The organism is Polynucleobacter sp. IMCC 30228, from assembly GCF_021395205.1.
In the GTDB taxonomy this organism is placed as follows: Bacteria; Pseudomonadota; Gammaproteobacteria; order Burkholderiales; family Burkholderiaceae; genus Polynucleobacter.
The window spans coordinates 354,452-377,243 of record NZ_JAJVCS010000003.1; the positions used below are offsets into that span (position 1 = coordinate 354,452).

Below are 22,792 nucleotides of genomic sequence, written 5' to 3' on the forward strand. Positions count from 1 at the left end.
CCGCCCCAGTTTATTAAGGCCTAAATCAATTATTTTTTTACGAGTAATGGACCAGGTAAAGAGGCCAAATAAGCGGCGATATTGCGCATTTGTGGCTCGGTCAAGCCTTTGGCCTGAGAACCCATGATGGCATTTTTACGTCCGAAGTTCGCATTCGTCTCAACTTGATACGAGCGTAAAGCGTAGTACAGATAATCTTCATGCTGCCCAGCCAGACGAGGATAAGTCGGTGCAATCGAGGTGTAAAAATCGGGGCCATGACAGGCGGCACAGTTACGTTCAGCAACTAATTTTTTCCCGCTCTCAATATCCGCTGCCGAGGCTACGCCCATGCTGGCAAGAAAAAGAAGGCTGATAACTATAAATTTCATAAACAAACCTTTAAATCAAAATCACTTCATCGAATTAATCGGGGAACTACTACTTTGCGCGGCATAGTATTCGCCAATATCAGCCATATCTTGATCCGATAGGCTAGTAGAAATAGCGCGCATCGTGGGGTGTTTACGCTCGCCTTTTTTGTAGGCAAGTAAAGCGCTGGAAATATAGGCTGAATTTTGCCCCCCTATTTTAGGCACGTGATAGACCAAGGGGTAATCCGCACGGTAGTCAGGAATGGAATGGCAGCCTGTACACAACCATACCTTGGCTTTACCAGCTTCAGCAGAGCCTTTAAGGTCTTGGGCTTGCGCCCTCACACTAAAGCTCGAGAAGGCAAAGCAAACCCCGCCTAACAAAAGCACTAAGGGGTAAAGTCGATTGGCAGAGTTAGGCTTGGCGGCAGATAATTTATTCATGAAAAAATATACTAAGCGGTTTTAAGTTGCTCAGATTATAGCGGACTAGACGTCCACTGCCCCACTCTCCCCCCTTGCTCCCTATGTCATTCCTAGGCAAAATGGCTAGACCCTCTCCTTATTTAAGCGAATTTAGATGAAGCAAACCCCACCCCTCTCTCCCAGCACCTTTACCGGCTCAAGCACTTATATCGCTACAGCCGACCTCAAGCTCGCGGTGAATGCAGCCCTTACCTTACAGCGCCCTTTATTAATTAAGGGGGAGCCAGGCACTGGCAAAACGATGTTGGCCGAAGAGGTAGCCTCCGCTTTAAAAATGCCGCTCTTACAGTGGCATATTAAATCTACTACTAAAGCCCAGCAAGGCCTCTATGAATACGACGCAGTAAGTCGCTTACGCGACTCACAACTAGGTGATGCCAAAGTAAATGACATTCGCAATTACATTATTAAAGGGGTGCTCTGGCAAGCTTTTGAAGCCGAGGAACCGACGGTGTTATTAATCGATGAAATTGATAAGGCCGATATCGAGTTTCCCAACGATCTCCTGCGAGAAATTGACCGGATGGAGTTTTATGTTTACGAAACCCGTGAACTCATTCGGGCTAAACATCGTCCTTTGGTTATTATTACCTCAAATAATGAAAAAGAATTGCCTGATGCATTTTTACGCCGTTGTTTCTTTCATTACATTGCCTTTCCCGATGCGGCCACGATGCGCAGCATTGTTGCGGTCCATCACCCAAACTTACAAGCCGATTTATTAGCTGCTGCCCTGCAATCGTTTTATCAAATTCGGTCTTTGCCGGGGCTGAAGAAAAAGCCATCAACTTCAGAATTAATCGATTGGTTAAAACTACTTTTAGCTGATGGCGTTTCGCCGGCAGCACTTTATCAAAGCGAGGAAAACGTATTAATCCCCCCCTTGCATGGCGCCTTACTCAAAAATGAACAAGACTTACAGCTATTTGAGCGTTTAGTGCTCATGAATCGGAACCACCGCTAACGTGCTCATTGATTTTTTCAGCCAATTAAAAAAGGCCAAAATACCAGTCTCAATACTGGAATTTCTTACTTTGCTTGAAGCGCTCAAGCAAGGCGTTATCACCCCTTCGATCGATGCATTTTATCAACTTGCCCGTCTGACCTTAGTCAAAGATGAGCAATATTTCGATCGCTTTGATCAGGTCTTCGGGGCCTATTTTCAAGGCATCGAAAATATCATCACCTTACAACCTGAAATTCCGCTCGCTTGGCTTGAAAAACAATTGCAACGGGTATTAACTGCTGAAGAAAAAGCCGCCTTGCAAAAATTAGGTGGGCCCGAGGCTTTAAAAAAACGCTTAGCCGAACTCATGCAAGAGCAAAAGGGTCGCCACGAAGGTGGAAAAAAATGGCTCGGTACAGGCGGGTCATCGCCCTTTGGAAATGCTGGTTATCATCCAGAAGGCATTCGCCTCGGGGGTGAAAGTGCTGGCAATCGCACCGCCATTAAAGTCTGGGAAGCGCGTGAATTTAAAGACTATGACAGTAATTTAGCCCTCAGCTCGCGCAATATTAAGATCGCCTTACGCCGCTTAAGGCGCTTCGCTCGAACTGGTTCAGCGCTCGAATTTGATTTAGATAAAACCATTCACTCGACCGCTGCTAATGCGGGCATGCTCGATATTCAAATGCGCCCAGAGCGACATAACCAAGTTAAAGTGTTATTACTCATGGATGTCGGCGGCTCAATGGATGATCATGTAGCGCGAGTGGCTGAATTATTTTCGGCTGCCAAAAGTGAATTTAAACATTTGGAACATTATTATTTTCATAATTGCGTTTACGAGCGCTTATGGCAAAGTAACCGCCGCCGGCGCGATCAAATATCCGCTACTCAGGATATTATTAATACTTACTCGGCTGATTACAAGCTCATTTTTGTGGGTGATGCCACGATGTCACCGTACGAAATACTTTCCCCTGGAGGTTCAGTCGAGTTTGATAACCGCGAATCGGGGGCCGCTTGGCTAAAGCGTTTGCTTAATCATTTTCCACATTACGCTTGGCTTAACCCAGAGCCAGAAGCCGTTTGGCAATATCGTCAGTCGATTGAAATGGTCCAAAATCTACTGCAAGGAAAAATGTATCCAGTAACATTAGCGGGCTTAGAAAGCGCGATGCGCCAACTGTCAAAATAATATATAAATTTAAAGGTCAAATTATGTCTAGTGCTTTAATTGATAATCGCTTACAAACCCTAGGCATTCAATTACCAGCAGTTGGTGCGCCAGCAGCTGCTTATGTCATGGCAGTACAAACCGGTGAATTGGTTTTTCTTTCGGGTCATATTGCTAAACACGATGGCAAGCCTTGGGTGGGTAAGCTAGGTAAGGATATGGATACAGCTACCGGAAAAGCTGCCGCCCGAGCCATTGCAATCGATCTAATGGCTACTCTGAAAGCACAAGTGGGCTCGCTTGATCGGGTCAAGCGCATTGTGAAAGTAATGGGCCTAGTGAACTCGAGCGATACCTACACCGACCAGCATTTAGTCATTAATGGTTGCTCAGAATTGCTGTTTGAAGTTTTTGGCGCTGCTGGCCAGCATGCACGAAGCGCCTTTGGGGTAGCGCAAATTCCCTTAGGCGCTTGCGTAGAAATTGAATTGATCGCAGAAATTGAATAGTACTGATTTAAGTGTACTAAAAACCGCAGTTGCTTGGCTGCAGGCGGGCGAGCGCATCGCCATTGCTACGGTCGTGCAAACCTGGGGATCTTCGCCCCGGCCGGTAGGTTCTTGGTTAGTGATGCGTGCCGATGGGCAAGTTGCCGGATCGGTATCAGGCGGCTGCATTGAAGATGATTTAATGCGGCGCGTGCAAACTGAAATACTGACTCGGAGTACTCCTGAACTCGTCATCTATGGGGTCAGTCAAGCAGAGGCAGCTCGCTTTGGGCTACCTTGTGGTGGCACCCTTCGTTTATTGGTTGAGCCGCGTCCGCAATTATCTATTCTAGAAAATTTATTAAAATTAATTTCTAATCAACAAATAGTCCGACGCATTGTAAATGTGCAAACGGGTGAATCTATTTTAGAAACCGGTGCGCGTAATGATCTATTTACCTTTGCCGCAGACCATATGCAAACTTCATATGGCCCGCGCTGGCGCATGATTCTAATCGGCGCAGCACAGCTATCACTCTATTTAGCCGACTTTGCAATTGCGAGTGATTTCGAAGTAATCATGATTGATCCACGTGAAGAATATGCAGCTGGATTAGAAGCAAGCCTTGGCAAAGATAATCTGCAATTTATTCAAGATATGCCTGACGATGCATTATTAACGCTTGCCGTTGATCCCCATACTGCTGTGGTGGCGCTTACTCATGATCCAAAGCTCGATGATATGGCCCTCATTGAAGCACTCAAGTCGCCAGCATTTTATGTAGGCGCTTTAGGTAGTCATACTAATAATCAAAAACGCAAGGCGCGTTTGCGTGAATTCGATTTAACCCAAGCACAGGTAGACCGCCTATTTGGCCCGGTTGGGCTTGCCATTGGCGCATTAACCCCACCAGAAATAGCCATTGCAATCATGGCGGAAATTATTGCAGTACAACGCGGAGTAGCTGTGCCTCTAAAGCGCCTTTAAGCGCCCTTCTTTTAAGCGCGGATCTACATAGTGACCTTTGCGCGCGCGATTGCCCGCAAACGACTTCAAGGTTTTACTATCTAAACTCCGCTCAGTCGGTTTACCGCCGCGACCAATGCCCGAATAGTTTGCCCCGCCAACGCCAACTGCAATTGCTGCGCTTAAGTTCTCGCCATCATCCAGACCCATGAGAATCACGCCTTTACCGCCAGCAGGCAAGCGCTTTAATTCATCTAAAGGGAAGACTAATAAACGTGCACTTGCTGATAAGCAAGCTACTTGACGCATGCCCTCAGACACTTTCACTGCAGATAAAGGCGCGTCACCACCCGGATGCTTGGTATCGACTCCAATAAAGGCTTTACCGGCTTTATTGCGGGTACTCATATCGGCTACATTGGCTAAAAACCCATTACCAGCGCGGGTGGCTATTAAAACTAAATCGTCAGCCTGTCCAGCGTAATAAGCCACCATCTGCGAGCCTGGAGCTAAATTAACAAAGCTTGTTAACGGTGCACCGTCGCCACGGGCGCCGGGTAACTCGCTAACCGGAATGGTATACACCCGCCCATCGCTACCAAAACCTTGGATCACATCTAAGGTGCTGCATTCATATGTAGCATACAAAGCATCGCCAGCCTTAAATGAAAATTGCTGATCGTCATGCTCTTGTCCTTGGCGCACTCGCACCCAGCCTTTTTGCGAGACGATGACGGTAACTGGCTCATCGAGTACTTTGGTTTCAGCTACTGCGCGCTTATCTTCTTGAATTAAGGTCCGCCGCGCATCGCCAAACTCTTTGGTATCGGCTTCAATTTCTTTAATAATGCATTTACGCAAGGTAGCATCACTTTGTAATAAGCCTTGCAAATCATCACGTTCAGTTTTTAATTCTTTCAATTCTTGTTCAATCTTGATACCCTCAAGACGCGCTAATTGACGCAAACGAATGTCAAGAATATCTTCCGCTTGACGATCGCTTAATTTAAAGGCTTTTATTAAATCAGCTTTGGGCTCATCGCTTTTACGAATAATTTTAATCACTTGATCAATATTCAGAAGAACAGTGCGACGTCCTTCTAAAATATGCATCCGATCTTTTACTTTGCCAAGCCGGTGAGCAGTACGACGAGTAACGGTTTGCACCCGAAACTCTAGCCATTCTTGTAAAATATCGCGCAAGCCCTTTTGGCGAGGACGTCCATCGTTACCAATCATTACCAAATTAATCGGCGCATTCGACTCTAAAGAGGTGTGCGACAGTAATAAATTAGCGAATTCATGCACGTCAATATTTTTACTTTTTGGTTCAAAGACCAAACGCACTGCGGCATCTTTACTCGATTCATCACGCACACCGTCTAACATACTCAATATGGTTTGGCGCGAATTGATTTGATCTGTACTTAAAGCTTTTTTACCAATCTTCACTTTCGGATTAGTAAGCTCTTCAATTTCCTGCAAGACCCGTTGGCTTGACGTGGCGGGGGGCAACTCGTTCACCACAATTTGCCATTGACCGCGGGCCAATTCTTCTATAGACCAGCGAGCACGCACTTTTAAACTGCCCCGCCCACTTTCATAAATTTGCGCAATTTCAGCCGCCGGTGAAATAATTTGGCCGCCACCAGGAAAATCGGGGCCCGGCAGGTAAGTCAATAAATTAGCGGTGGTTAATTTAGGTGACTTCATTAGAGCAATTGCAGCACTTGCCACTTCGCGTAAATTATGTGCAGGAATTTCCGTTGCCATGCCCACAGCAATTCCCGATGCGCCGTTAAGCAACACAAAAGGTAGACGTGCTGGCAGCATTTTTGGCTCTTCAAACGAGCCATCGTAGTTCAGCGCAAAATCGACCGTCCCTTCATCAATTTCACTCAATAAGAGATTCGCAATTTTAGTCAGGCGAGCTTCGGTATAACGCATCGCTGCTGCACCATCTCCATCACGTGAGCCAAAATTACCTTGTCCATCAATTAGGGGATAACGCAAAGAAAAACTTTGTGCTAAACGCACTAGCGCATCGTAAGCCGACTGATCGCCATGCGGATGAAACTTACCTAAGACATCACCTACAACACGTGCGCTTTTTACCGGTTTTGCATCTGCCCGTAAGCCCATTTCGCTCATTGAAAATAAAATTCGCCGTTGCACGGGCTTCTGGCCATCGGCTACTTCAGGCAAAGCTCTGCCTTTGACAACACTAATGGCGTAATCTAAATAAGCCTGTTCAGCGTATACCGCCAGCGTTAAATGATCTTCACCTTCGTCGCCTAATTTACTCCCGCCCCCACTAGCTTTGGTTCGTAGTCCTTGAGGGCTAGTCAAGACCTCAATCTCATCAAATAAATCGGCCTGCCTTTTTTTGCTCGGTGCTTTCTTCTGAGGTTTTTTACTTGCCATTAAATATCTGCCTCGACTTCATTACCGCGTTCCTCTAACCAATCCCGACGCGCACCTGATTCTGCTTTACCCATCAACATATCCATCGTCTTAAACGTATCTAATTCACTCAGCTCACCCAACAGCACCGGTAATAAACGGCGAGTATCTGGGTTTAAGGTGGTATCCCATAATTGCTCAGCACTCATTTCTCCTAAACCCTTAAAACGGGATATTTGCCAAGCTGCTTCACGTACGCCATCTTTACGTAACTTATCCTCAATGGCAATTAGCTCACTGCCATCTAGTGCATACATTTTTTGTGCTGGCTTTTTACCTCGTGCCGGTGCATCAACCCGAAATAAAGGGGGACGGGCAATATAAATATGGCCTAAGTCAATTAAACGGGGAAAGTGTTTATAAAATAAAGTAAGTAATAGCACTTGAATGTGCGCACCGTCTACATCGGCATCCGACAAGATACAAATCTTGCCATAGCGTAAGTTTGATAAATCGGGTTCATCATTCGCGCCATGCGGGTCGACCCCTATTGCTACGGCAATATCATGAATTTCATTGTTAGCAAATAATCGATCACGCTCAGCTTCCCAAGTGTTAAGTACTTTGCCGCGTAAAGGTAAGATGGCTTGATATTCTTTATTACGACCCATTTTGGCCGAGCCGCCAGCAGAGTCGCCCTCAACTAAAAAGATTTCATTGAGGGCTGTATCTTCACTTTCACAATCGGTTAACTTGCCGGGCAAAATTGCCACGCCCGAGGACTTTTTCTTTTCAACTTTCTGACCAGCACGAGTCCGCGCTTGAGCTTGCTTAATAACCAGTTCTGCCAAGGTGCGACCATAATCAACGTGCTGGTTTAGCCATAACTCCAAGGCCGATTTAGCATAAACGGAAACTAAACGAACTGCATCACGCGAATTTAAGCGCTCTTTAATTTGTCCTTGAAACTGGGGGTCTAATACTTTGGCTGACAAAATAAAAGAGGCTCGAGCAAAGACGTCTTCGGGCATGAGCTTCACGCCCTTCGGCTGCAAAGAATGCATTTCAATAAAGCCTTTTACTGCATTAAAGAGACCTTCGCGCAAACCACTTTCATGCGTACCACCAGCTGGTGTAGGAATTAAATTAACATAACTTTCTCGAATAGGTGGGCCATCTTCAGTCCACGCCACAATCCAAGCGGCGCCTTCACCCTCGGCAAAATTATCGTCAGCTCCTTCCCCCGTAGAGTATTGCTCACCTTCAAATGGCGGAATCACTTCAGCGCTATGGCCACCCTGCGCCATCGCTTCATTTAAATATCCACGTAAGCCTTGGGTATATTGCCAAGTTTGGCTTTCGCCCGATTTTTCTTGAATTAAGGTGACTTTGACACCGGGTAAAAGTACTGCTTTTGAACGCAGTAAGCGAGTCAAATCGACCATTGGAATAAGGCCGCTATCAAAATATTTGGCATCAGGCCAAACGCGTACACAAGTACCATGATTTTTATCGGCTTTACTGCTCGCTTTGGTTTTCAGTTTTTCAATGACATTGCCATTGGCAAAAGCTAGGCTAGAAACTTGCTGGTCGCGCCACACCGTAACTTCAAGGCGCTTAGACAAAGCGTTGGTGACTGAAACACCAACCCCATGCAATCCTCCTGAAAAGGCATAAGCGCCGCCCGAACCTTTTTCAAACTTACCACCTGCATGCAATTGGGTAAACACAATTTCGACAACAGGTAATTTTTCGGTTGGATGAATCCCAATTGGAATACCCCGCCCATCATCTTCAATGCTCACGCTGCTATCGGTATGCAAAGTCACCATAATTTGCTTCCCAAAGCCCCCTAAGGCCTCATCAGCAGCGTTATCAAGCACCTCTTGAATGACGTGAAGCGGGTTATCAGTGCGGGTATACATACCCGGGCGTTGCCGCACAGGCTCAAGACCCTTGAGGACCTGAATTGAAGATTCGCTGTATTGAGCGGGTTTACGTGTAGCCATGCGCAGAAATTGTAGTCATATCTGGGTAGGAAGTCGTAAATTTGCTTTCTGCGCACTAAAACCCTGATAAGCCCCAGGGATCTAAACCAGTACCACAGGGGTTTTGGGTCGAATTTGCGATCCGTGACAAAATTGGGTCATGAGCACATTGAGTAATTTATGTAGGCAAGCTCCTATGGGGGTAATCTAGGGCATGGTTAATCCTTCCCAAGCTAACTATCAACCACCAAAAAATCACCTCCCTCTAAAACAGGTATTGATTTTTGGCGGCCTCTTAGTCACTCTCTCAATGGGTATTCGCCATGGCTTTGGTTTATTTAATTTACCGATTACCAGCGCGAATGGCTGGGATCGTGAAACCTTTGCCCTCACTATTGCTTTGCAAAATTTAGCTTGGGGTGCTATTCAACCGATTACAGGGGCTATTGCCGATCGGTTTGGCGCCTTCAAAATCATGGTTGGAGGGGCACTACTGTATGCGCTTGGTTTGGTGGGAATGGCTCTATCAACCGAAGTGCTGAACTTTACGCTGGCTGGAGGTTTGCTGATTGGTCTGGCGCAAACCGCTACGACTTATAGCATTGTGTTTGGCGTACTCGGACGCAATGTCTCTGCTGAGAAACGCGTTTGGGCTATGGGAATTGCCGCAGCGGCAGGATCGTTCGGACAGTTTTTAATGATTCCAATTGAACAGGGCTTAATTAGTGGCTTTGGCGCCCAAGATGCCTTGCTCATTTTGGCCCTCATGGCCACTTTAATGTTGCCGGCAGCCTTCATGCTGCGAGAGAAAAATTTTAGTCACAACCAGAAGTTAGGTGAGCAAACATTAAAGCAAGCATTGCATGAAGCCTTTGGCAACCCTAGCTTTCGCCTACTGACCCTAGGTTATTTTGTTTGTGGTTTTCAAGTGGTATTTATTGCGGTGCACTTGGCGCCTTATCTTAAAGACATGTCTACACTTTATCCTGCCGTGGGCAGCCCAATGGTTGCAACTACCGCGCTTGCGCTCATTGGTCTATTTAATGTGGTCGGCACTTACTATTCCGGTGTAATTGCGCAAACCATTCCCAAGAAATTTTTACTTAGCGGCATCTACCTCACTCGCTCCGTGGTAATTGCGGCTTTTATTCTACTGCCCATTACCCCCATGACGACCTACATTTTTGCTGCTTTTATGGGGGTCTTATGGCTCTCTACCGTACCCTTGACGAATGGCATCGTGGCGCAAATATTTGGTGTCAAATATTTAACTACCCTGTCTGGCTTAGTCTTTTTCTCGCATCAATTAGGGAGTTTTTGTGGCGCATTTTTCGGGGGGTATTTATTTGATAAAACTGGTTCCTATCAAATTGTTTGGTTCATAGCAATTGTCTTAGGAATCTTTGCTGGCCTCGTTAACCTGCCCATTCGTGAACAAGCCATTGCGCGTTCAGCCTTGGCATAAGTACAATGCAAAGATGAAACGCACCCTTTTTATTGCGGATAAAAGCCGCAAACTATGGCTTACCCTCTTGGCTTATGCCTTCATTACAATCGCACTTGGTCTTAGTTTTGCTGCGTATTACGCGCCCACAGTCATGGTCAATATGACCAATCAGGTCTGGGCATTTTGTGGTTGGTAATCGTTGTGCACGATTACCAAAAAAGTAAAGAGCTTGCAACGGTAATTCTGCCCGCCGTAGCACAATGGATAGTGCAACCGCCTCCTAAGCGGTAGATCCAGGTTCGACTCCTGGCGATGGGACCACCCTAAGTTATCCACAGCTTTTGTGGATAACTTTATAAAAGCGCATGTAAGTCCTCAATTTGTAAAGATTGATCTTGTTTGCTAAAAAATTAAGCACAGGTATTTTCTAAGTAGAAATTGAGCACCAAAATTGTGAATTGCTGATTAGAAAAAATATATTTTTACTAGCCCTTGCAGAATCGTTTACATTGTGATCTAGACTGTACTGAAATAGTCGATAAATACATAATTGGAGAAACTTCATGTTGCTACAACTTCGCTACGGCTTGCTTATTGCTGCACTCGTCTGCAGTGCTTTTACGCCGCTTGCGTTTGCGCAAAGTACCTTTCCCAATAAAGCCATTCGCTTAGTGGTGCCGTTTCCTGCTGGCGGAGCGACTGATAATATTGCCCGACCCCTGCAACTCGAACTACTTGTTAGTGACAAATGGAATGTGATTATTGATAACAAGCCAGGAGCAGGTGGCAATATTGGTGCCGATGCGGTAGCCAAAGCACTGCCCGATGGTTATACCTGGCTCATGGCTTCGGTAGGTACGCATGGTATTAATCTTCCCTTATATACGCAAGGCGGCGGCAAACTACCCTTTGACCCCATTAAAGACTTCACGCCAATCAGCTTGGTAGCCGAACTACCCAATGTACTCATCCTTAATCTTGATTTTGCTAAACGCCACAATATTAATAGCGTGAATGATTTAATCGCCTATGCGCGTGCCAATCCAGGCAAAGTGAACATGGCCTCAAGTGGTAATGGCACATCGATTCATATGGCTGGGGAATTATTTAAGTCGATGACCAAAACATATATGGTGCATTTACCTTACCGCGGCAGCCCACCCGCAATAACTGATTTAATGGCGGGTAATGTCGACATAATGTTTGATAACCTGCCCTCGGCAATTAGTTATATTAAAGCGGGTCGACTCAAAGCTTTGGCAGTAACTAGTGCAAAACGCTCGCCCGCCTTCCCCGATTTACCCACCATTGCAGAAGCCGCAAAATTACCGGGTTATGAAGCGACCTCTTGGTTTGGTATTGTTGGGCCAGCCAATTTGCCCCCAGAAATTTTGAAGCAAACTAGCACCACTTTGATGAAAGCTATTAACAGTCCAGCAGTGCGTGAAAAATATTTAGCCATGGGTGCAGAGCCAGTAGGCAATACGCCCGCACAATTTGCTACCTTCATTAAGAATGAAATTGCTAAGTGGACGAAGGTTGTAAAAGATTCAGGCGCTAAAGTTGACTAAGTAAGCTGTCAGTTGTTAACTTAATTTTGATAATAATTTACTTGGGCTAATTATTTCAGGATCAAGAATTAATTCAATGATTGCGCCTGTTTTACTTTTTAAGGCGGCCGTAAAGGCGGCGGCAAACTCAGCGGTTTTGCTTACCCGATATCCCGGCATTCCAAAGCTTTCAGCTAGCTTAATAAAGTTAGGATTTGTTAAGCCAGTGCCTAGAACACGGTTCTTAAATTCGCGCTCTTGGTGCATACGAATGGTGCCCAAAATGCCGTTATTCACAATAATCACAATCGGATATGCAGCGTAGCGCATCGCAGTAGCCAACTCTTGACAGGTCATCATAAAATCGCCATCGCCACAAAATGCAATGGCAACCCGCTGCGGATCCAAAATTTTGGCCGTAATAGCAGCAGGCAAACCATAACCCATTGAGCCATTGGCTGGCGCAAGTTGCGTGCGAAATGGGCCGTACGGATAAAATCGATGCAACCAAGTAGCAAAGTTACCAGCGCCATTACATAACACTGCATTACGCGGAATAAGTTGGGCAAAAGAAGCCACAATTTCAGCTAACTGCAAGTCTCCTTGCACGGTTACGGGGGCAGAAAATCTCACATATTCAGCATGGGCAGCTACCATTTGAGTTTGATCGTAATCCCGCGGCATCCGCACTGCATCTAGGGCTGCACAAAAAGCAGCAGGGCTTGCATTGACAGCAAATTCAGGGCGATACACGCGACCCAACTCTTCTGCTCCAGCCAAGACGTGAATTAAGGTAGCCTGTGGGGTAGGAGGCGAAATAATTTGATAGCCAGCGGTAGTCATTTCACTTAAACGCTCGCCAATGACCAGTAACACATCGGCGGCTTTGACGCGCTTAACTAATTCTGGGTTGGCACCAATACCAAGGTCACCAGCAAAACAGGGTCGTAAATTATCAATGTGATCTTGCGAGCGAAAACTAGTGGCAACGGGTACTCCCTCGCGTTCGGCCCAAGCAGCAATATCATTGCACGCCGAGGCATCCCAGCCGCCGCCACCAATTAAGACTAGAGGGTGCTTAGCCTTGCTAAAGGCTTGCATGGCTTGCTGAAAATCGGTTTGATTTAAACCTGGCTGCACAATGTGCGCTGGTTTTACGGGGGATTCTTGCCCAATAGCAAATAGCATATCCTCTGGTAAAGCTAGCACTACAGGTCCTTTGCGACCCGCCTGGGCAACATGAAAAGCATGTGAAACAAACTCTTCAATCCGGTCTACCCGATCAATGCTGCCCACCCATTTAGCGCACTCTGAATAAAGCCGGCGGTAATCCATTTCTTGAAACGCTTCGCGTTCCACCATATTTGTACCCACTTGACCAATTAGCAAAACCATCGGGGTGGAATCTTGATACGCCGTATGTACCCCAACCATGGCATTACTCGCGCCTGGGCCACGGGTAACCATCACTACGCCAGGTTTACCGGTTAGCTTAGCGTAGGCTTCAGCCATATAAGCAGCGCCACCTTCATGCCTACAGGTAATAAATCGAAACCGTGCGTCATGATCAACTAAACCATCGAGCAGGGGTAAAAAGCTTTCACCCGGAACGCCAAAAGCCATCTCAACCCCTTGGCGAATGAGTGCGTTGGCTAAAATTTGGCCGCCATGGGGTAAGCCAACTTGAGGTAAGTCAGTTTGATTGTTACTGGGGGAAGATAAATTCATTAAAACACCTACTCCTTCGTTTTTTCTCTTACACTCTCACGACATGGATTCGCTAAACACCAGCACGCAAGCCGCTTTGGAAGAAATGCTCCAAAATACTGCGCGTACCCCACCGGTCGACTTTTTGCCCGTCTACTTTAACCATAGTTTAATTGGTTGCATCAACCCCGAGTTTATTCCCTACCTTCAAGAAACCTTAAATAAGGAACCTATTGCCCTTATTCAACTTGACCAGCAACGACTGTCCATTGCCCAAGGGCGCCCCATAGAGGTCAGTCAAAGCTTGCAAACTTTAACTGAACGCCTCCGCTTAGGCGGTCTAATTCCAGGTTGGCGCAATGAAGAATTTGCTTGGCTTGATGCCGAGGGGCACGAGCACTTTCGCCTCGAACGGGCTGCCTTTAAAACCTTTGGCTTTCGTAGTTTGGCGGCGCATATTAATGGCTACACCAAAAGTGGCCTTATCTGGCTGGGTCGACGTAGTGAAAGCAAAAGTATCGACCCAGGCCGGCTTGATAACCTGAGTGCTGGCGGAATTAGCGCCGATGAAACTCCATGGGTGTGCGCTAAACGTGAATTATGGGAAGAAGCTGGGGTACCTATTCAGTTGGCGCAAGCCATTCAACCCGCAGGGCGAATCCCCCTGCGGCGGGTTAGCCCGCCTTTTGGCTTTCATGATGAATTACTCTATGTATACGATTTAGAATTACCCGATCATTTTGTGCCTACCAACCACGATGGTGAGGTTAGCGGCTTTATAGCCGTTAGTTATGCCGAGGCGGCAGCCCGTATTTTGGCCGATGAGTTTACAGGAGATGCCTCTTTGGTCACGGCCGATTTTATTTTGCGCCACAGTAAACTAAAATAAATTAGCAGGTTTCACTTAGCGGCCATTTTTCGTGGTTAAATAAGACTTAAGGATGAAACAGGGGTGCCCTCCACATGAGTTGGTGGGGCTGAGAAAAACCCTCGAACCCGATCCAGGTAATGCTGGCGTGGGGAGTTCCATCAAACCGACACCCGGTTTCGTCCATCTAAATAATGTAAGGAGATGGGCATGAGCACAAAACACGAGATTCCTAGTCTAAAAAGTCTTGAGCGCGACTTTGGGCAAAAATTTGCCTACCCCGCCTCAACTAAAACCTATCTCACTGGCTCGCGCGCGGATATTAAAGCGCCCTTGCGCATGATTGAACAAGTGCCAACCCAAGTTGGAGATGTTGCAGTACCCAACCCCCCAGTTCCCGTCTATGACACCTCAGGCCCCTACAGCGATCCCGATATTGTAATTAACCTAGAACAAGGCTTACCACTACTCCGTACGAACTGGATAAGCGAGCGCAATGACACGATTCAATTGGCTGGTCCAAGCTCTGAATATGGTGTCGCCCGCTCCAATGATGCAGACACCAAACATTTACGCTTTGCCCATATTGGCGCACCACGCGTTGCCAAATCTGGCCACAACGTCAGCCAAATGCACTATGCCCGCCAAGGCATCATCACCCCAGAAATGGAATACATTGCTTTGCGCGAATCGATGGGGCTAGAGCAGTTACGCCAAGACCCCCGTTATAAACAATTGCTGAAACAGCATCCTGGCAAAAGTTATGGCGCTAATTTGCCAGAAAATATGACCGCAGAGTTTGTGCGCCAAGAAGTTGCCGCTGGGCGCGCCATTATTCCTGCCAATATTAATCACCCCGAGCTTGAGCCGATGATTATTGGGCGTAACTTCCGCGTAAAAATTAATGGCAACTTAGGTAACTCGGCCGTTACCTCTTCAATTAATGAAGAAGTGGAAAAAATGGTTTGGTCGATTCGCTGGGGTGCCGATACCATCATGGATTTATCCACCGGTAAACATATTCATGAAACCCGCGAGTGGATCATTCGCAATTCGCCAGTACCAATTGGTACAGTACCCATCTATCAAGCGCTCGATAAAACCGGTGGTGTGGCCGAAGATCTCACCTGGGAAATGTTCCGCGATACCTTGGTTGAACAAGCTGAACAAGGCGTTGATTACTTCACTATTCATGCAGGCGTTTTATTGCGCTATGTGCCCATGACTGCCGATCGCATTACTGGCATTGTGTCGCGTGGTGGCTCCATTATGGCGAAGTGGTGCCTAGCGCATCACAAAGAAAATTTTCTGTACACCAAGTTTGATGAAATTTGCGAAATCATGAAGGCCTACGATGTCTCGTTTAGTTTAGGTGATGGCTTGCGGCCTGGTTGCATTGCCGACTCAAACGATGCGGCTCAGTTTGGTGAATTGCATACGCTTGGTGAGCTCACTGCTAAAGCATGGCAGCACGATGTACAAGTAATGATTGAAGGCCCAGGCCATGTGCCAATGCAACGCATTGAAGAAAACATGACTGAAGAACTCAAGCATTGTTTAGAGGCGCCCTTCTATACCTTAGGACCACTCATTACTGATATTGCACCTGGTTATGATCACATTACCAGCGGCATTGGGGCGGCGCAAATTGGTTGGTACGGTACCGCTATGCTGTGCTACGTAACCCCTAAAGAACATCTCGGTTTGCCCGATAAAGAAGATGTGCGTGAAGGTATTATTACTTACAAAATTGCTGCACATGGCGCCGATTTAGCTAAAGGTTTACCAGGTGCACAAGTACGCGATAACGCTTTATCGAAGGCGCGCTTCGAGTTTCGCTGGGAAGATCAATTTAATTTAGGGCTCGATCCCGAACGTGCGCGTGAATATCACGATGCTACTTTGCCGGCCGAAGGCGCAAAAATCGCTCATTTCTGCTCGATGTGTGGGCCTAAATTTTGCTCGATGAAGATTACTCAAGAAGTACGCGACTACGCCGCCACTTTAGATGCTGATGGTAATCCTAAAGTCATTCCCATTGCTCAGGATATAAAACAAGGCATGGAAGAGAAATCAATTGAGTTTCGTCAGCGTGGCAGCGAAATTTATCAGTAACTCAACCGATATCTGCGCGCGATGAATTTAGCACATCAACACTATGCTGTTTTGGGCGCTGGTCTTCTTGGGCGGCTGCTGGCGGTCACGCTGGCGCAACGCGGTGCCAAAGTCGAGATCTTTGATCAAGGCGGCCCAGCGGCTGAGCATTCTGCGGCACATGTTGCCGCTTCCATGTTGGCGCCCTTGGCCGAATCGGCAATTACCGCAGCGAATGTGGTCAATATGGGTATGTATAGCCTAGCACGTTGGCCTAGTATTTTGGCGCAATTAGCTAAGCCCGTTTTTTTTCAACAAGCTGGCACACTCATTCTGTGGCATCGTCAAGATGTAGCCGAAGCAAAACGCTTTGCCGCTAAGCTAAATTACAATTGTGAACAGAATTCAACACTGAGTACGCCACAAACACTTGGACTAGAAGATATTTATGCTTTAGAACCTAGCCTAGGTAATCGCTTCCAAGACGGTTTATTTTTACCCCATGAAGGTCAGCTCGATAATCGCCAATTATTAGCTTCCTTAGCTGAAGAATTACATCGCTTAAAGGTCAATTGTCATTGGTATCAAAGTATCGAGCCTCACGAATTACAGCAAAATCTTTACACAGGCATGATTGATTGTCGGGGCTTAGGAGCAAAGGCAGCGTGGGCCAAATCTAGCAATGAAACCAATCCATTACGCGGCGTACGGGGTGAGGTAGTCCGTTTGCATGCGCCTGAAGTTAAGCTCACTCGACCCATTCGCTTCATTCATCCGCGCTATCCCATTTATATTGCTCCCAAAGAAAATGATATTTACGTTATTGGTGCAACTGAAATTGAATCGGAAGATTTATCACCAGCAAGTTTGCGCTCAACCATGGAGTTACTGAGTGCCGCGTATACCGTACACAGTGGCTTTGCAGAATCCCGCATTCTTGAAACCCTCACCCAATGTCGCCCAACCTTAAAAAATAATTTGCCTGCCATTCGAATGACTGAAACTGGCGTTATGGCAATTAATGGTTTATATCGCCATGGCTTCATGATTGCACCTGCTATTGTCGATTGCGCTATCGAGTTGCTTGAAAACCGCGACTCACAGCAGATCGATCGGGTTCATAGCCCCTTAGCCGCGCAATTGCAGCTAGCCGTATTACCCGAGCGAGCTTTATGCGCATCGTAGTCAACCATATTCCCCGCGAAATTCCTGCACAAAGTAAAGTCAGCGATCTTTTGCAATTTATTGCTGCACAGCCGCCGTATGCAGTAGCCGTTAATTTGCTCTTTATTCCCAAGACCAAACATTCTGAGCACGTTTTAAATGAAAATGATCAGGTCGAAGTCATTGCGCCAGTAACGGGTGGTTAATCATTAATACTGCTATTTCAATGCTGCCATGACCGCACTCCTGCCCCTCCATTCAGCCGACAGCCTAGTTTTATATGGTGAAGTATTTGCCAGCCGTTTATTACTCGGGACCTCACGATATCCCTCGCCACAAATTTTAGAAAACACCATTCGTATCGCCAACCCCGCCATGATTACGGCGAGCGTGCGTCGCCAAGGCTCGGGACCTGCAGTTGCTGAAAGTGGTTTTTGGCAGCTCCTCAAAAAAATGGCGGTACCTGTTCTTCCTAATACAGCCGGCTGCCATAGTCCACAAGAAGTCATTACCACCGCGCAAATGGCGCGTGAGGTATTTGAAACGCCTTGGTTAAAGTTAGAGCTCATTGGCGATGATTACACCTTGCAACCTGATACCCTGCAACTTGTACAAACTGCTAAGCATTTAATTAAGGATGGCTTTAAAGTGCTGCCCTATTGCACTGAAGATCTCATTCTCTGTCAGCGCTTAGTTGATGTGGGTTGTCAAGCTGTGATGCCTTGGGCTGCCCCCATTGGTACAGGTCAAGGCCCGCTGAACCCCTATGCCATGAAATTATTACGTGAGCGTTTGCAAGTTCCCCTCATCGTTGATGCGGGCTTAGGCTTACCATCCCACGCTTGTGCGGTCATGGAATGGGGTTATGATGCCGTACTACTAAATACTGCAGTAGCTTTAGCAACCGACCCTATCAACATGGCGCAGGCGTTTGCCCAAGCAGTTAGCGCTGGGCGAATGGCTTTCTTGGCGGGCGCGATGACCGCCCAAGATTCTGCACAAGCCAGTACCCCCCTTATTGGTACGCCGTTTTGGCATCAAGCTTAAAGCCCAGCGTTTATTTTATGGGTGCAAGCTAATGAGTTTAATTCGTGATTTAGCCGATCAAATTATTGCAGCCCATCAAAATGATGATCTATGCCTGCCCATTCCTCAAGCTACATTGGCAAACCCCCCTCCCACAATTCATCATGAACATACCCTAGATCATGTCGAGTTAGCAGGGGCCATTGCTGCAGTAGCCATGGGCTTTACTGAAGCTGACGCCAATATTGTTGGCAAAGCATGGTCAAGAATGACACATCTAGATGGCGGCTTTCATCCTCAAGCTTGGCCCAACCGACCAGAGCATTTCGATTTATTGCCTTGGTCTCGCGCGATGAATCCACAAGCGTTTCCAGAGTGTCCAAAGCGTTTGGGTCTATATGCAGTAATGCCCGATGCAAAATGGGTAGCACGCATGGTTGAGGCTGAAGCACCGACCATTCAACTGCGTTTTAAATCAACCGATCGCGCCGCAATTCACCGAGAAATTAAACAAGCTATTGCCGCTGTAAAAGATAGCAAATCGCTATTATTTATTAATGATTACTGGGAAGAGGCGATCGAGCAAAATGCTTATGGCGTTCATTTGGGCCAAGAAGATATTGCCAGCGCAAATTTAGAAGCGATTCGTCAAGCAGGATTACGCTTAGGGCTTAGTAGCCATGGTTATGCTGAAATGATTGCTGTTGATCGCTTATGTCCCAGCTATATTGCCATGGGCGCAATTTTTCCGACCAATTTAAAAGTGATGCCAACTGCCCCCCAAGGTTTAGGTCGCTTATATCAATACGCCAAACTGATGAGCGAGTATCCCCTCGTTGCTATCGGCGGCATTGATGCTGATAGCATTCATGCGGTAGCGCAAAGTGGGGTTGGTTCGGTTGCTGTAGTGAGGGCAATTACTCAGGCTAGCGACCCCAGCGCTGCAGTAAAAAAATTGCAAGAATTAATGAAAACATAAGCACCTTAACTTGCCAGTTTTACTGGGGATAAAAAGCATGCATATGCCATAAGGGACCCGCACCAGAACCAAGGTTAAGATACTGCCCTGCGCTAATGCCTGCCGCAACGTATTCAATTGCTTTAGCTACTGCAGTCTCAAGCGATAAACCTAAGGCTAAGTAAGTAGCAATTGCCGCAGCAAGCGAACACCCCGAGCCATGGGTATTCAAGGTATCAATTCGCTGATGATGAAATTCTTGATGCTCAATACTGCTCGCACTTTGCCATAATAAATAATCAGTTAACTCGCTTGGTGTATTTGTTAAATGGCCGCCCTTAATTAGCACTGCTTGTGGGCCAAGTTGCATTAGCTCTTGCGCAGCCAAGGGAAATTCATTCACTTGTGTAATTGCGCGGCCCAATAAAATCGAAGCTTCTAATAAATTTGGGGTAATTAAGCTTGCCAAAGGAAATAATTCGGCCCGCATAGCAGCAGCGGTTTCATTACCGCCTAAGCTAGCACCCGAGGTGGCTTGCAACACAGGGTCTAGAATAATTTGCTTCACTTGGTGACGGCGTAAGGTTTTAGCCACCACGTGCACAATTTCTGGGGTTGCCAACATCCCAATTTTGACTACATCAACTCCCATATCCGCAATAACGACATCAATCTGCGCCTCAATTACGTCTAAATCAATTGCTTGAATCTGCATCACCCCAAGGGTATTTTGTGCAGTAATCGCCGTTACTGCAGTCATCCCATACCCCCCTAGGGCGGTAATCACCTTCAGATCAGCCTGAATACCTGCACCCCCACTACTATCAGAGCCAGCAATACTGAGGACGAGGGGAATATTAGCGGAGGAAAAGTCAGTCATGGTCTATAGATCATAGTGTTTACAGTTAATGGAATTAATAACTACATAAAATTGGCTGAAAGAAATAAGTTAGTCTTCATCAGCTGCACCTAGGTATTAGCTATCGTGAAGCTTGCCACTCTGGAGAGCTTGACAAAATAACTCATAATCTTGCAAATTTCGTTTTGCGTACGTAATTGCAAACTGATATAAAGCATCATCAATTGCATGCGACTTTCCCAGATATCCCGCAATTTTTGCGGCATCACCAGAACGCGCATGACCTAACGCTAAGGCCCAGCCAAACATTTTGGCATAGTCTTCAAACGCCTCTAGGTCGCAACCGCCCTCGCCAAAAGTAAGGCCCCCCTTCATATCACGCAGTTGTCGTACATAATAGAATTTAGAAGCAGACGCCACATAGCCTAGAAAAATATCAGGTGCACCCTGAAGTAATCTTTGCCCAACAACTACACGGTGTGCTTGGTTTTTATAAATAGATGAGCCAATGTAAGGCGATAAGACGGATTCCTGAGCCTGTTTATATTGTAAAAATAAAGGGTCATCTAAGCTAGCGCCTTCAAAATACAGTACCCCACAAATGGTTCCCACACTACCAATGCCAACTACTTTTCGAACATAATCTTTTAATGAATAGCGATTAAATAAAAGTTCCTTATCGGGCAACAATGTTTTTTGATACTTAATTAATGCAACCTCTAATACCTCACGCATCGGCAGACCTTCCAGAGTAACATCCGCACGCTGAATTAAGGGTGGGTTCTCAACAAATTTTCTATCGCTACCAATTAAATCGGTAAATTTCTCTAAAACACCTAAATTGCATTGCCCCTTTGTTTTTTTGATGAATTGATCAAAAAGTTTTAAATGAGACTTACTAAAGTTATCCCGTACAACCCGTTCACCGAGAAATTCATAGGCTAAATTAACATAGCTTAATGAGGCATATTCTGTTAACTTTTCTCTATAACTACTGATAATTTTACGAACTACTAATTCACTATCAGACTCGCTCCCGCCAAGTTCTTCGCAAGCAATAACTGCACTAGCAACTAATCTTTTTATGTCCCACTCCCAGCTACCAGGCAAGGTTTCATCAAAATCATTAATACCAAAAACTAATTTATGTTCAGTGGTAGCAAAAAATCCAAAATTTGAAACATGCATATCGCCACAAAGTTGCACATTGATATTAGTGCTTGGTTGACAAGCTAAATCTTGCGCCATAATTGCAGCGCCACCTCTATAAAAAGAAAATGGCGACTCCTTCATTCGCTGATAGCGAATCGGTATAGCAGGATGAAGACGGTTTTTTTCTTGTTTCTTCAGGATTTCGATAAGCCCTATTCTTTTTTTGGGCAATATAAAATTACCCTGCTCTGCTAAGCTCACTTTATTACGCAACGATTTTCCAAGGGCAAAACGATCAGCAATCGAAAGTTTTGCTCCGTTATTAGCGCTTGGCGTATCTAAAGTTGCTTTTTTAAGTGGTGGAGAAGCGCTTTTTTTAGGCATAGTTAAGAATATAGCCTATCCTATTTAAATTGTTTTGAAGGCTTAATTGCAGCCTACAGCATGGCCACCAAGGCAACTTCTGCTAGAATATCGGCTATTCCTCGATAGCTCAGCGGTAGAGCAGCAGACTGTTAACGCTATCGCAGTTCAAACTCACTTTAGACAATACACAAAATTGTAATGATCACAAGATGATTAAGGTGATTCTTCAGGTAGTACTTTAATTACACGATGACTGCACGAACACAATATTGGTCGGTGGAATTATTAAAAAAGTTGTAAAAAACAACTTTTTTATGCTTGCTTTTTTACATAAGATTTATCGTGGGCCCGTACACAAGGACTCGAACTTGGGTCTAGGAAATTTGCTTACACGAAGTCTCGTCTTTGTTCCTTAAACGATCAAGGCAGGAGGGATTAATTTTAATTACTTAATGCTGAAGGCTTATAGAAATAAATTGACCCTGTATTCCCCATCATATAAATTAATCCTCCATATCCAAGATTGGGTAGAGATCCTAGAGCAGTTGATGGCGTATATGCGCTAGATGGCGGCCTAAGAATAGTCGTACCTGTGCTGGCATTGGCCCACTCTACAGTTTCGGTATAGTTGCCACTATAGAGCGCAGCTTGCAGAACACTTGTCGAAGTAGAAATATTCGGATTAAGGTATTGAGAAATTAATATCCTTTGGTTAGCTGGGCCAACTAAAGAAAAATAATCTGTCGTGCGCCAATCGGGTCGATTCCAAACAGTAGTCATTACGCCTGTTGTTTGA

The 22,792-nt window shown here is 46.0% G+C and carries 21 protein-coding genes, 1 tRNA gene and 1 riboswitch; of the genes, 14 read left to right on the forward strand and 8 right to left on the reverse strand.

All coding sequences use genetic code 11. The features are described 5' to 3' along the window. Nucleotides 1-29: 29 nt before the first annotated feature. Both LZT21_RS07545 and LZT21_RS07550 read right to left on the reverse strand, forming a co-directional pair. A complete protein-coding gene (locus tag LZT21_RS07545; RefSeq protein ID WP_233923421.1) occupies nucleotides 30-371 on the reverse strand; it encodes a cytochrome c in 342 nt (113 codons plus the stop codon). Between the two features lie 21 nt (nucleotides 372-392). Beyond that, nucleotides 393-797 (reverse strand): cytochrome c, encoded by a 405-nt coding sequence (locus tag LZT21_RS07550; protein WP_233923420.1) that lies wholly within the window; start codon nucleotides 795-797, stop codon nucleotides 393-395. A gap of 136 nt (nucleotides 798-933) precedes the next feature. On the opposite strand from LZT21_RS07550, the gene LZT21_RS07555 reads away from it, so the two are divergent. Genes LZT21_RS07555 through LZT21_RS07570 form a run of 4 tightly spaced genes read left to right on the forward strand, consistent with a single transcriptional unit; the run spans nucleotide 934 to nucleotide 4,435 of the window. Next, nucleotides 934-1,803, forward strand: coding sequence for a MoxR family ATPase (locus LZT21_RS07555; protein ID WP_233990054.1), 870 nt, complete (start codon nucleotides 934-936; stop codon nucleotides 1,801-1,803). Nucleotide 1,804: 1 nt separating this feature from the next. Beyond that, nucleotides 1,805-2,980, forward strand: coding sequence for a VWA domain-containing protein (locus tag LZT21_RS07560; RefSeq protein WP_233923418.1), 1,176 nt, complete (start codon nucleotides 1,805-1,807; stop codon nucleotides 2,978-2,980). Nucleotides 2,981-3,003: 23 nt separating this feature from the next. Then, nucleotides 3,004-3,468, forward strand: a complete 465-nt coding sequence (locus LZT21_RS07565) for a RidA family protein (RefSeq protein ID WP_233937639.1) — start codon at nucleotides 3,004-3,006, stop codon at nucleotides 3,466-3,468. Beyond that, nucleotides 3,461-4,435, forward strand: a complete 975-nt coding sequence (locus tag LZT21_RS07570; RefSeq protein ID WP_233923416.1) for an XdhC family protein — start codon at nucleotides 3,461-3,463, stop codon at nucleotides 4,433-4,435. The genes LZT21_RS07565 and LZT21_RS07570 overlap by 8 nt, the downstream gene beginning before the upstream one ends. Here LZT21_RS07570 and parC read toward each other — a convergent pair. Then, nucleotides 4,421-6,838, reverse strand: a complete 2,418-nt coding sequence (parC, locus tag LZT21_RS07575; protein WP_233990056.1) for a DNA topoisomerase IV subunit A — start codon at nucleotides 6,836-6,838, stop codon at nucleotides 4,421-4,423. The genes LZT21_RS07570 and parC overlap by 15 nt on opposite strands. Then, complete coding sequence (locus LZT21_RS07580; protein WP_233990058.1) at nucleotides 6,838-8,826, reverse strand: DNA topoisomerase IV subunit B; 1,989 nt, start codon at nucleotides 8,824-8,826, stop codon at nucleotides 6,838-6,840. The genes parC and LZT21_RS07580 overlap by 1 nt, the downstream gene beginning before the upstream one ends. 193 nt (nucleotides 8,827-9,019) lie before the next feature. On the opposite strand from LZT21_RS07580, the gene LZT21_RS07585 reads away from it, so the two are divergent. The 4 genes from LZT21_RS07585 (at nucleotide 9,020) to LZT21_RS07600 (ending at nucleotide 11,823) form a co-directional block, all read left to right on the forward strand. Then, nucleotides 9,020-10,270: an MFS transporter gene (locus tag LZT21_RS07585; protein WP_233937641.1), complete on the forward strand. Its 1,251-nt coding sequence runs from the start codon at nucleotides 9,020-9,022 to the stop codon at nucleotides 10,268-10,270. A gap of 13 nt (nucleotides 10,271-10,283) precedes the next feature. Further along, entirely contained in the window at nucleotides 10,284-10,448 is a 165-nt protein-coding gene (locus LZT21_RS07590; protein ID WP_233923412.1) for a hypothetical protein, read from the forward strand. Nucleotides 10,449-10,498: 50 nt separating this feature from the next. Next, nucleotides 10,499-10,573: transfer RNA gene (locus tag LZT21_RS07595), tRNA-Arg, on the forward strand. 242 nt (nucleotides 10,574-10,815) lie between these two features. Beyond that, nucleotides 10,816-11,823, forward strand: a complete 1,008-nt coding sequence (locus LZT21_RS07600; protein WP_233923411.1) for a tripartite tricarboxylate transporter substrate binding protein — start codon at nucleotides 10,816-10,818, stop codon at nucleotides 11,821-11,823. A gap of 15 nt (nucleotides 11,824-11,838) precedes the next feature. Here the strand turns inward: LZT21_RS07600 and LZT21_RS07605 are convergent, their stop codons facing one another. Beyond that, nucleotides 11,839-13,530, reverse strand: coding sequence for a thiamine pyrophosphate-dependent enzyme (locus LZT21_RS07605; RefSeq protein WP_233990060.1), 1,692 nt, complete (start codon nucleotides 13,528-13,530; stop codon nucleotides 11,839-11,841). A 43-nt stretch (nucleotides 13,531-13,573) separates the two neighbouring features. On the opposite strand from LZT21_RS07605, the gene LZT21_RS07610 reads away from it, so the two are divergent. The 6 genes from LZT21_RS07610 (at nucleotide 13,574) to thiE (ending at nucleotide 19,640) form a co-directional block, all read left to right on the forward strand. Further along, nucleotides 13,574-14,398, forward strand: a complete 825-nt coding sequence (locus LZT21_RS07610; RefSeq protein WP_233990062.1) for a DUF4743 domain-containing protein — start codon at nucleotides 13,574-13,576, stop codon at nucleotides 14,396-14,398. A gap of 49 nt (nucleotides 14,399-14,447) precedes the next feature. Beyond that, nucleotides 14,448-14,549: riboswitch (TPP riboswitch) on the forward strand. Nucleotides 14,550-14,587: 38 nt separating this feature from the next. Then, the gene (thiC, locus tag LZT21_RS07615; protein WP_233990064.1) at nucleotides 14,588-16,492 is read left to right on the forward strand and encodes a phosphomethylpyrimidine synthase ThiC; all 1,905 of its coding nucleotides are present in this window, start codon (nucleotides 14,588-14,590) and stop codon (nucleotides 16,490-16,492) included. Between the two features lie 21 nt (nucleotides 16,493-16,513). Then, nucleotides 16,514-17,656, forward strand: coding sequence for an FAD-dependent oxidoreductase (locus LZT21_RS07620; RefSeq protein ID WP_233990066.1), 1,143 nt, complete (start codon nucleotides 16,514-16,516; stop codon nucleotides 17,654-17,656). Beyond that, nucleotides 17,644-17,841 (forward strand): sulfur carrier protein ThiS, encoded by a 198-nt coding sequence (gene thiS / locus LZT21_RS07625; protein WP_233923406.1) that lies wholly within the window; start codon nucleotides 17,644-17,646, stop codon nucleotides 17,839-17,841. Before LZT21_RS07620 ends, thiS begins: the two co-directional genes overlap by 13 nt. 28 nt (nucleotides 17,842-17,869) lie before the next feature. Next, nucleotides 17,870-18,682, forward strand: a complete 813-nt coding sequence (locus LZT21_RS07630; protein ID WP_233923405.1) for a thiazole synthase — start codon at nucleotides 17,870-17,872, stop codon at nucleotides 18,680-18,682. A 31-nt stretch (nucleotides 18,683-18,713) separates the two neighbouring features. Further along, nucleotides 18,714-19,640, forward strand: coding sequence for a thiamine phosphate synthase (gene thiE, locus LZT21_RS07635; protein WP_233990068.1), 927 nt, complete (start codon nucleotides 18,714-18,716; stop codon nucleotides 19,638-19,640). 19 nt (nucleotides 19,641-19,659) lie between these two features. Here the strand turns inward: thiE and thiD are convergent, their stop codons facing one another. The 3 genes from thiD to LZT21_RS07650 form a co-directional block, all read right to left on the reverse strand. Continuing rightward, nucleotides 19,660-20,499: a bifunctional hydroxymethylpyrimidine kinase/phosphomethylpyrimidine kinase gene (gene thiD, locus LZT21_RS07640; RefSeq protein ID WP_233990070.1), complete on the reverse strand. Its 840-nt coding sequence runs from the start codon at nucleotides 20,497-20,499 to the stop codon at nucleotides 19,660-19,662. A 96-nt stretch (nucleotides 20,500-20,595) separates the two neighbouring features. Beyond that, a complete protein-coding gene (locus LZT21_RS07645) occupies nucleotides 20,596-22,014 on the reverse strand; it encodes a DUF2252 domain-containing protein (protein WP_233990072.1) in 1,419 nt (472 codons plus the stop codon). A 423-nt stretch (nucleotides 22,015-22,437) separates the two neighbouring features. Further along, a partial coding sequence (locus LZT21_RS07650) for a hypothetical protein (RefSeq protein ID WP_233990074.1) occupies nucleotides 22,438-22,792 on the reverse strand: 355 nt, incomplete at its 5' end.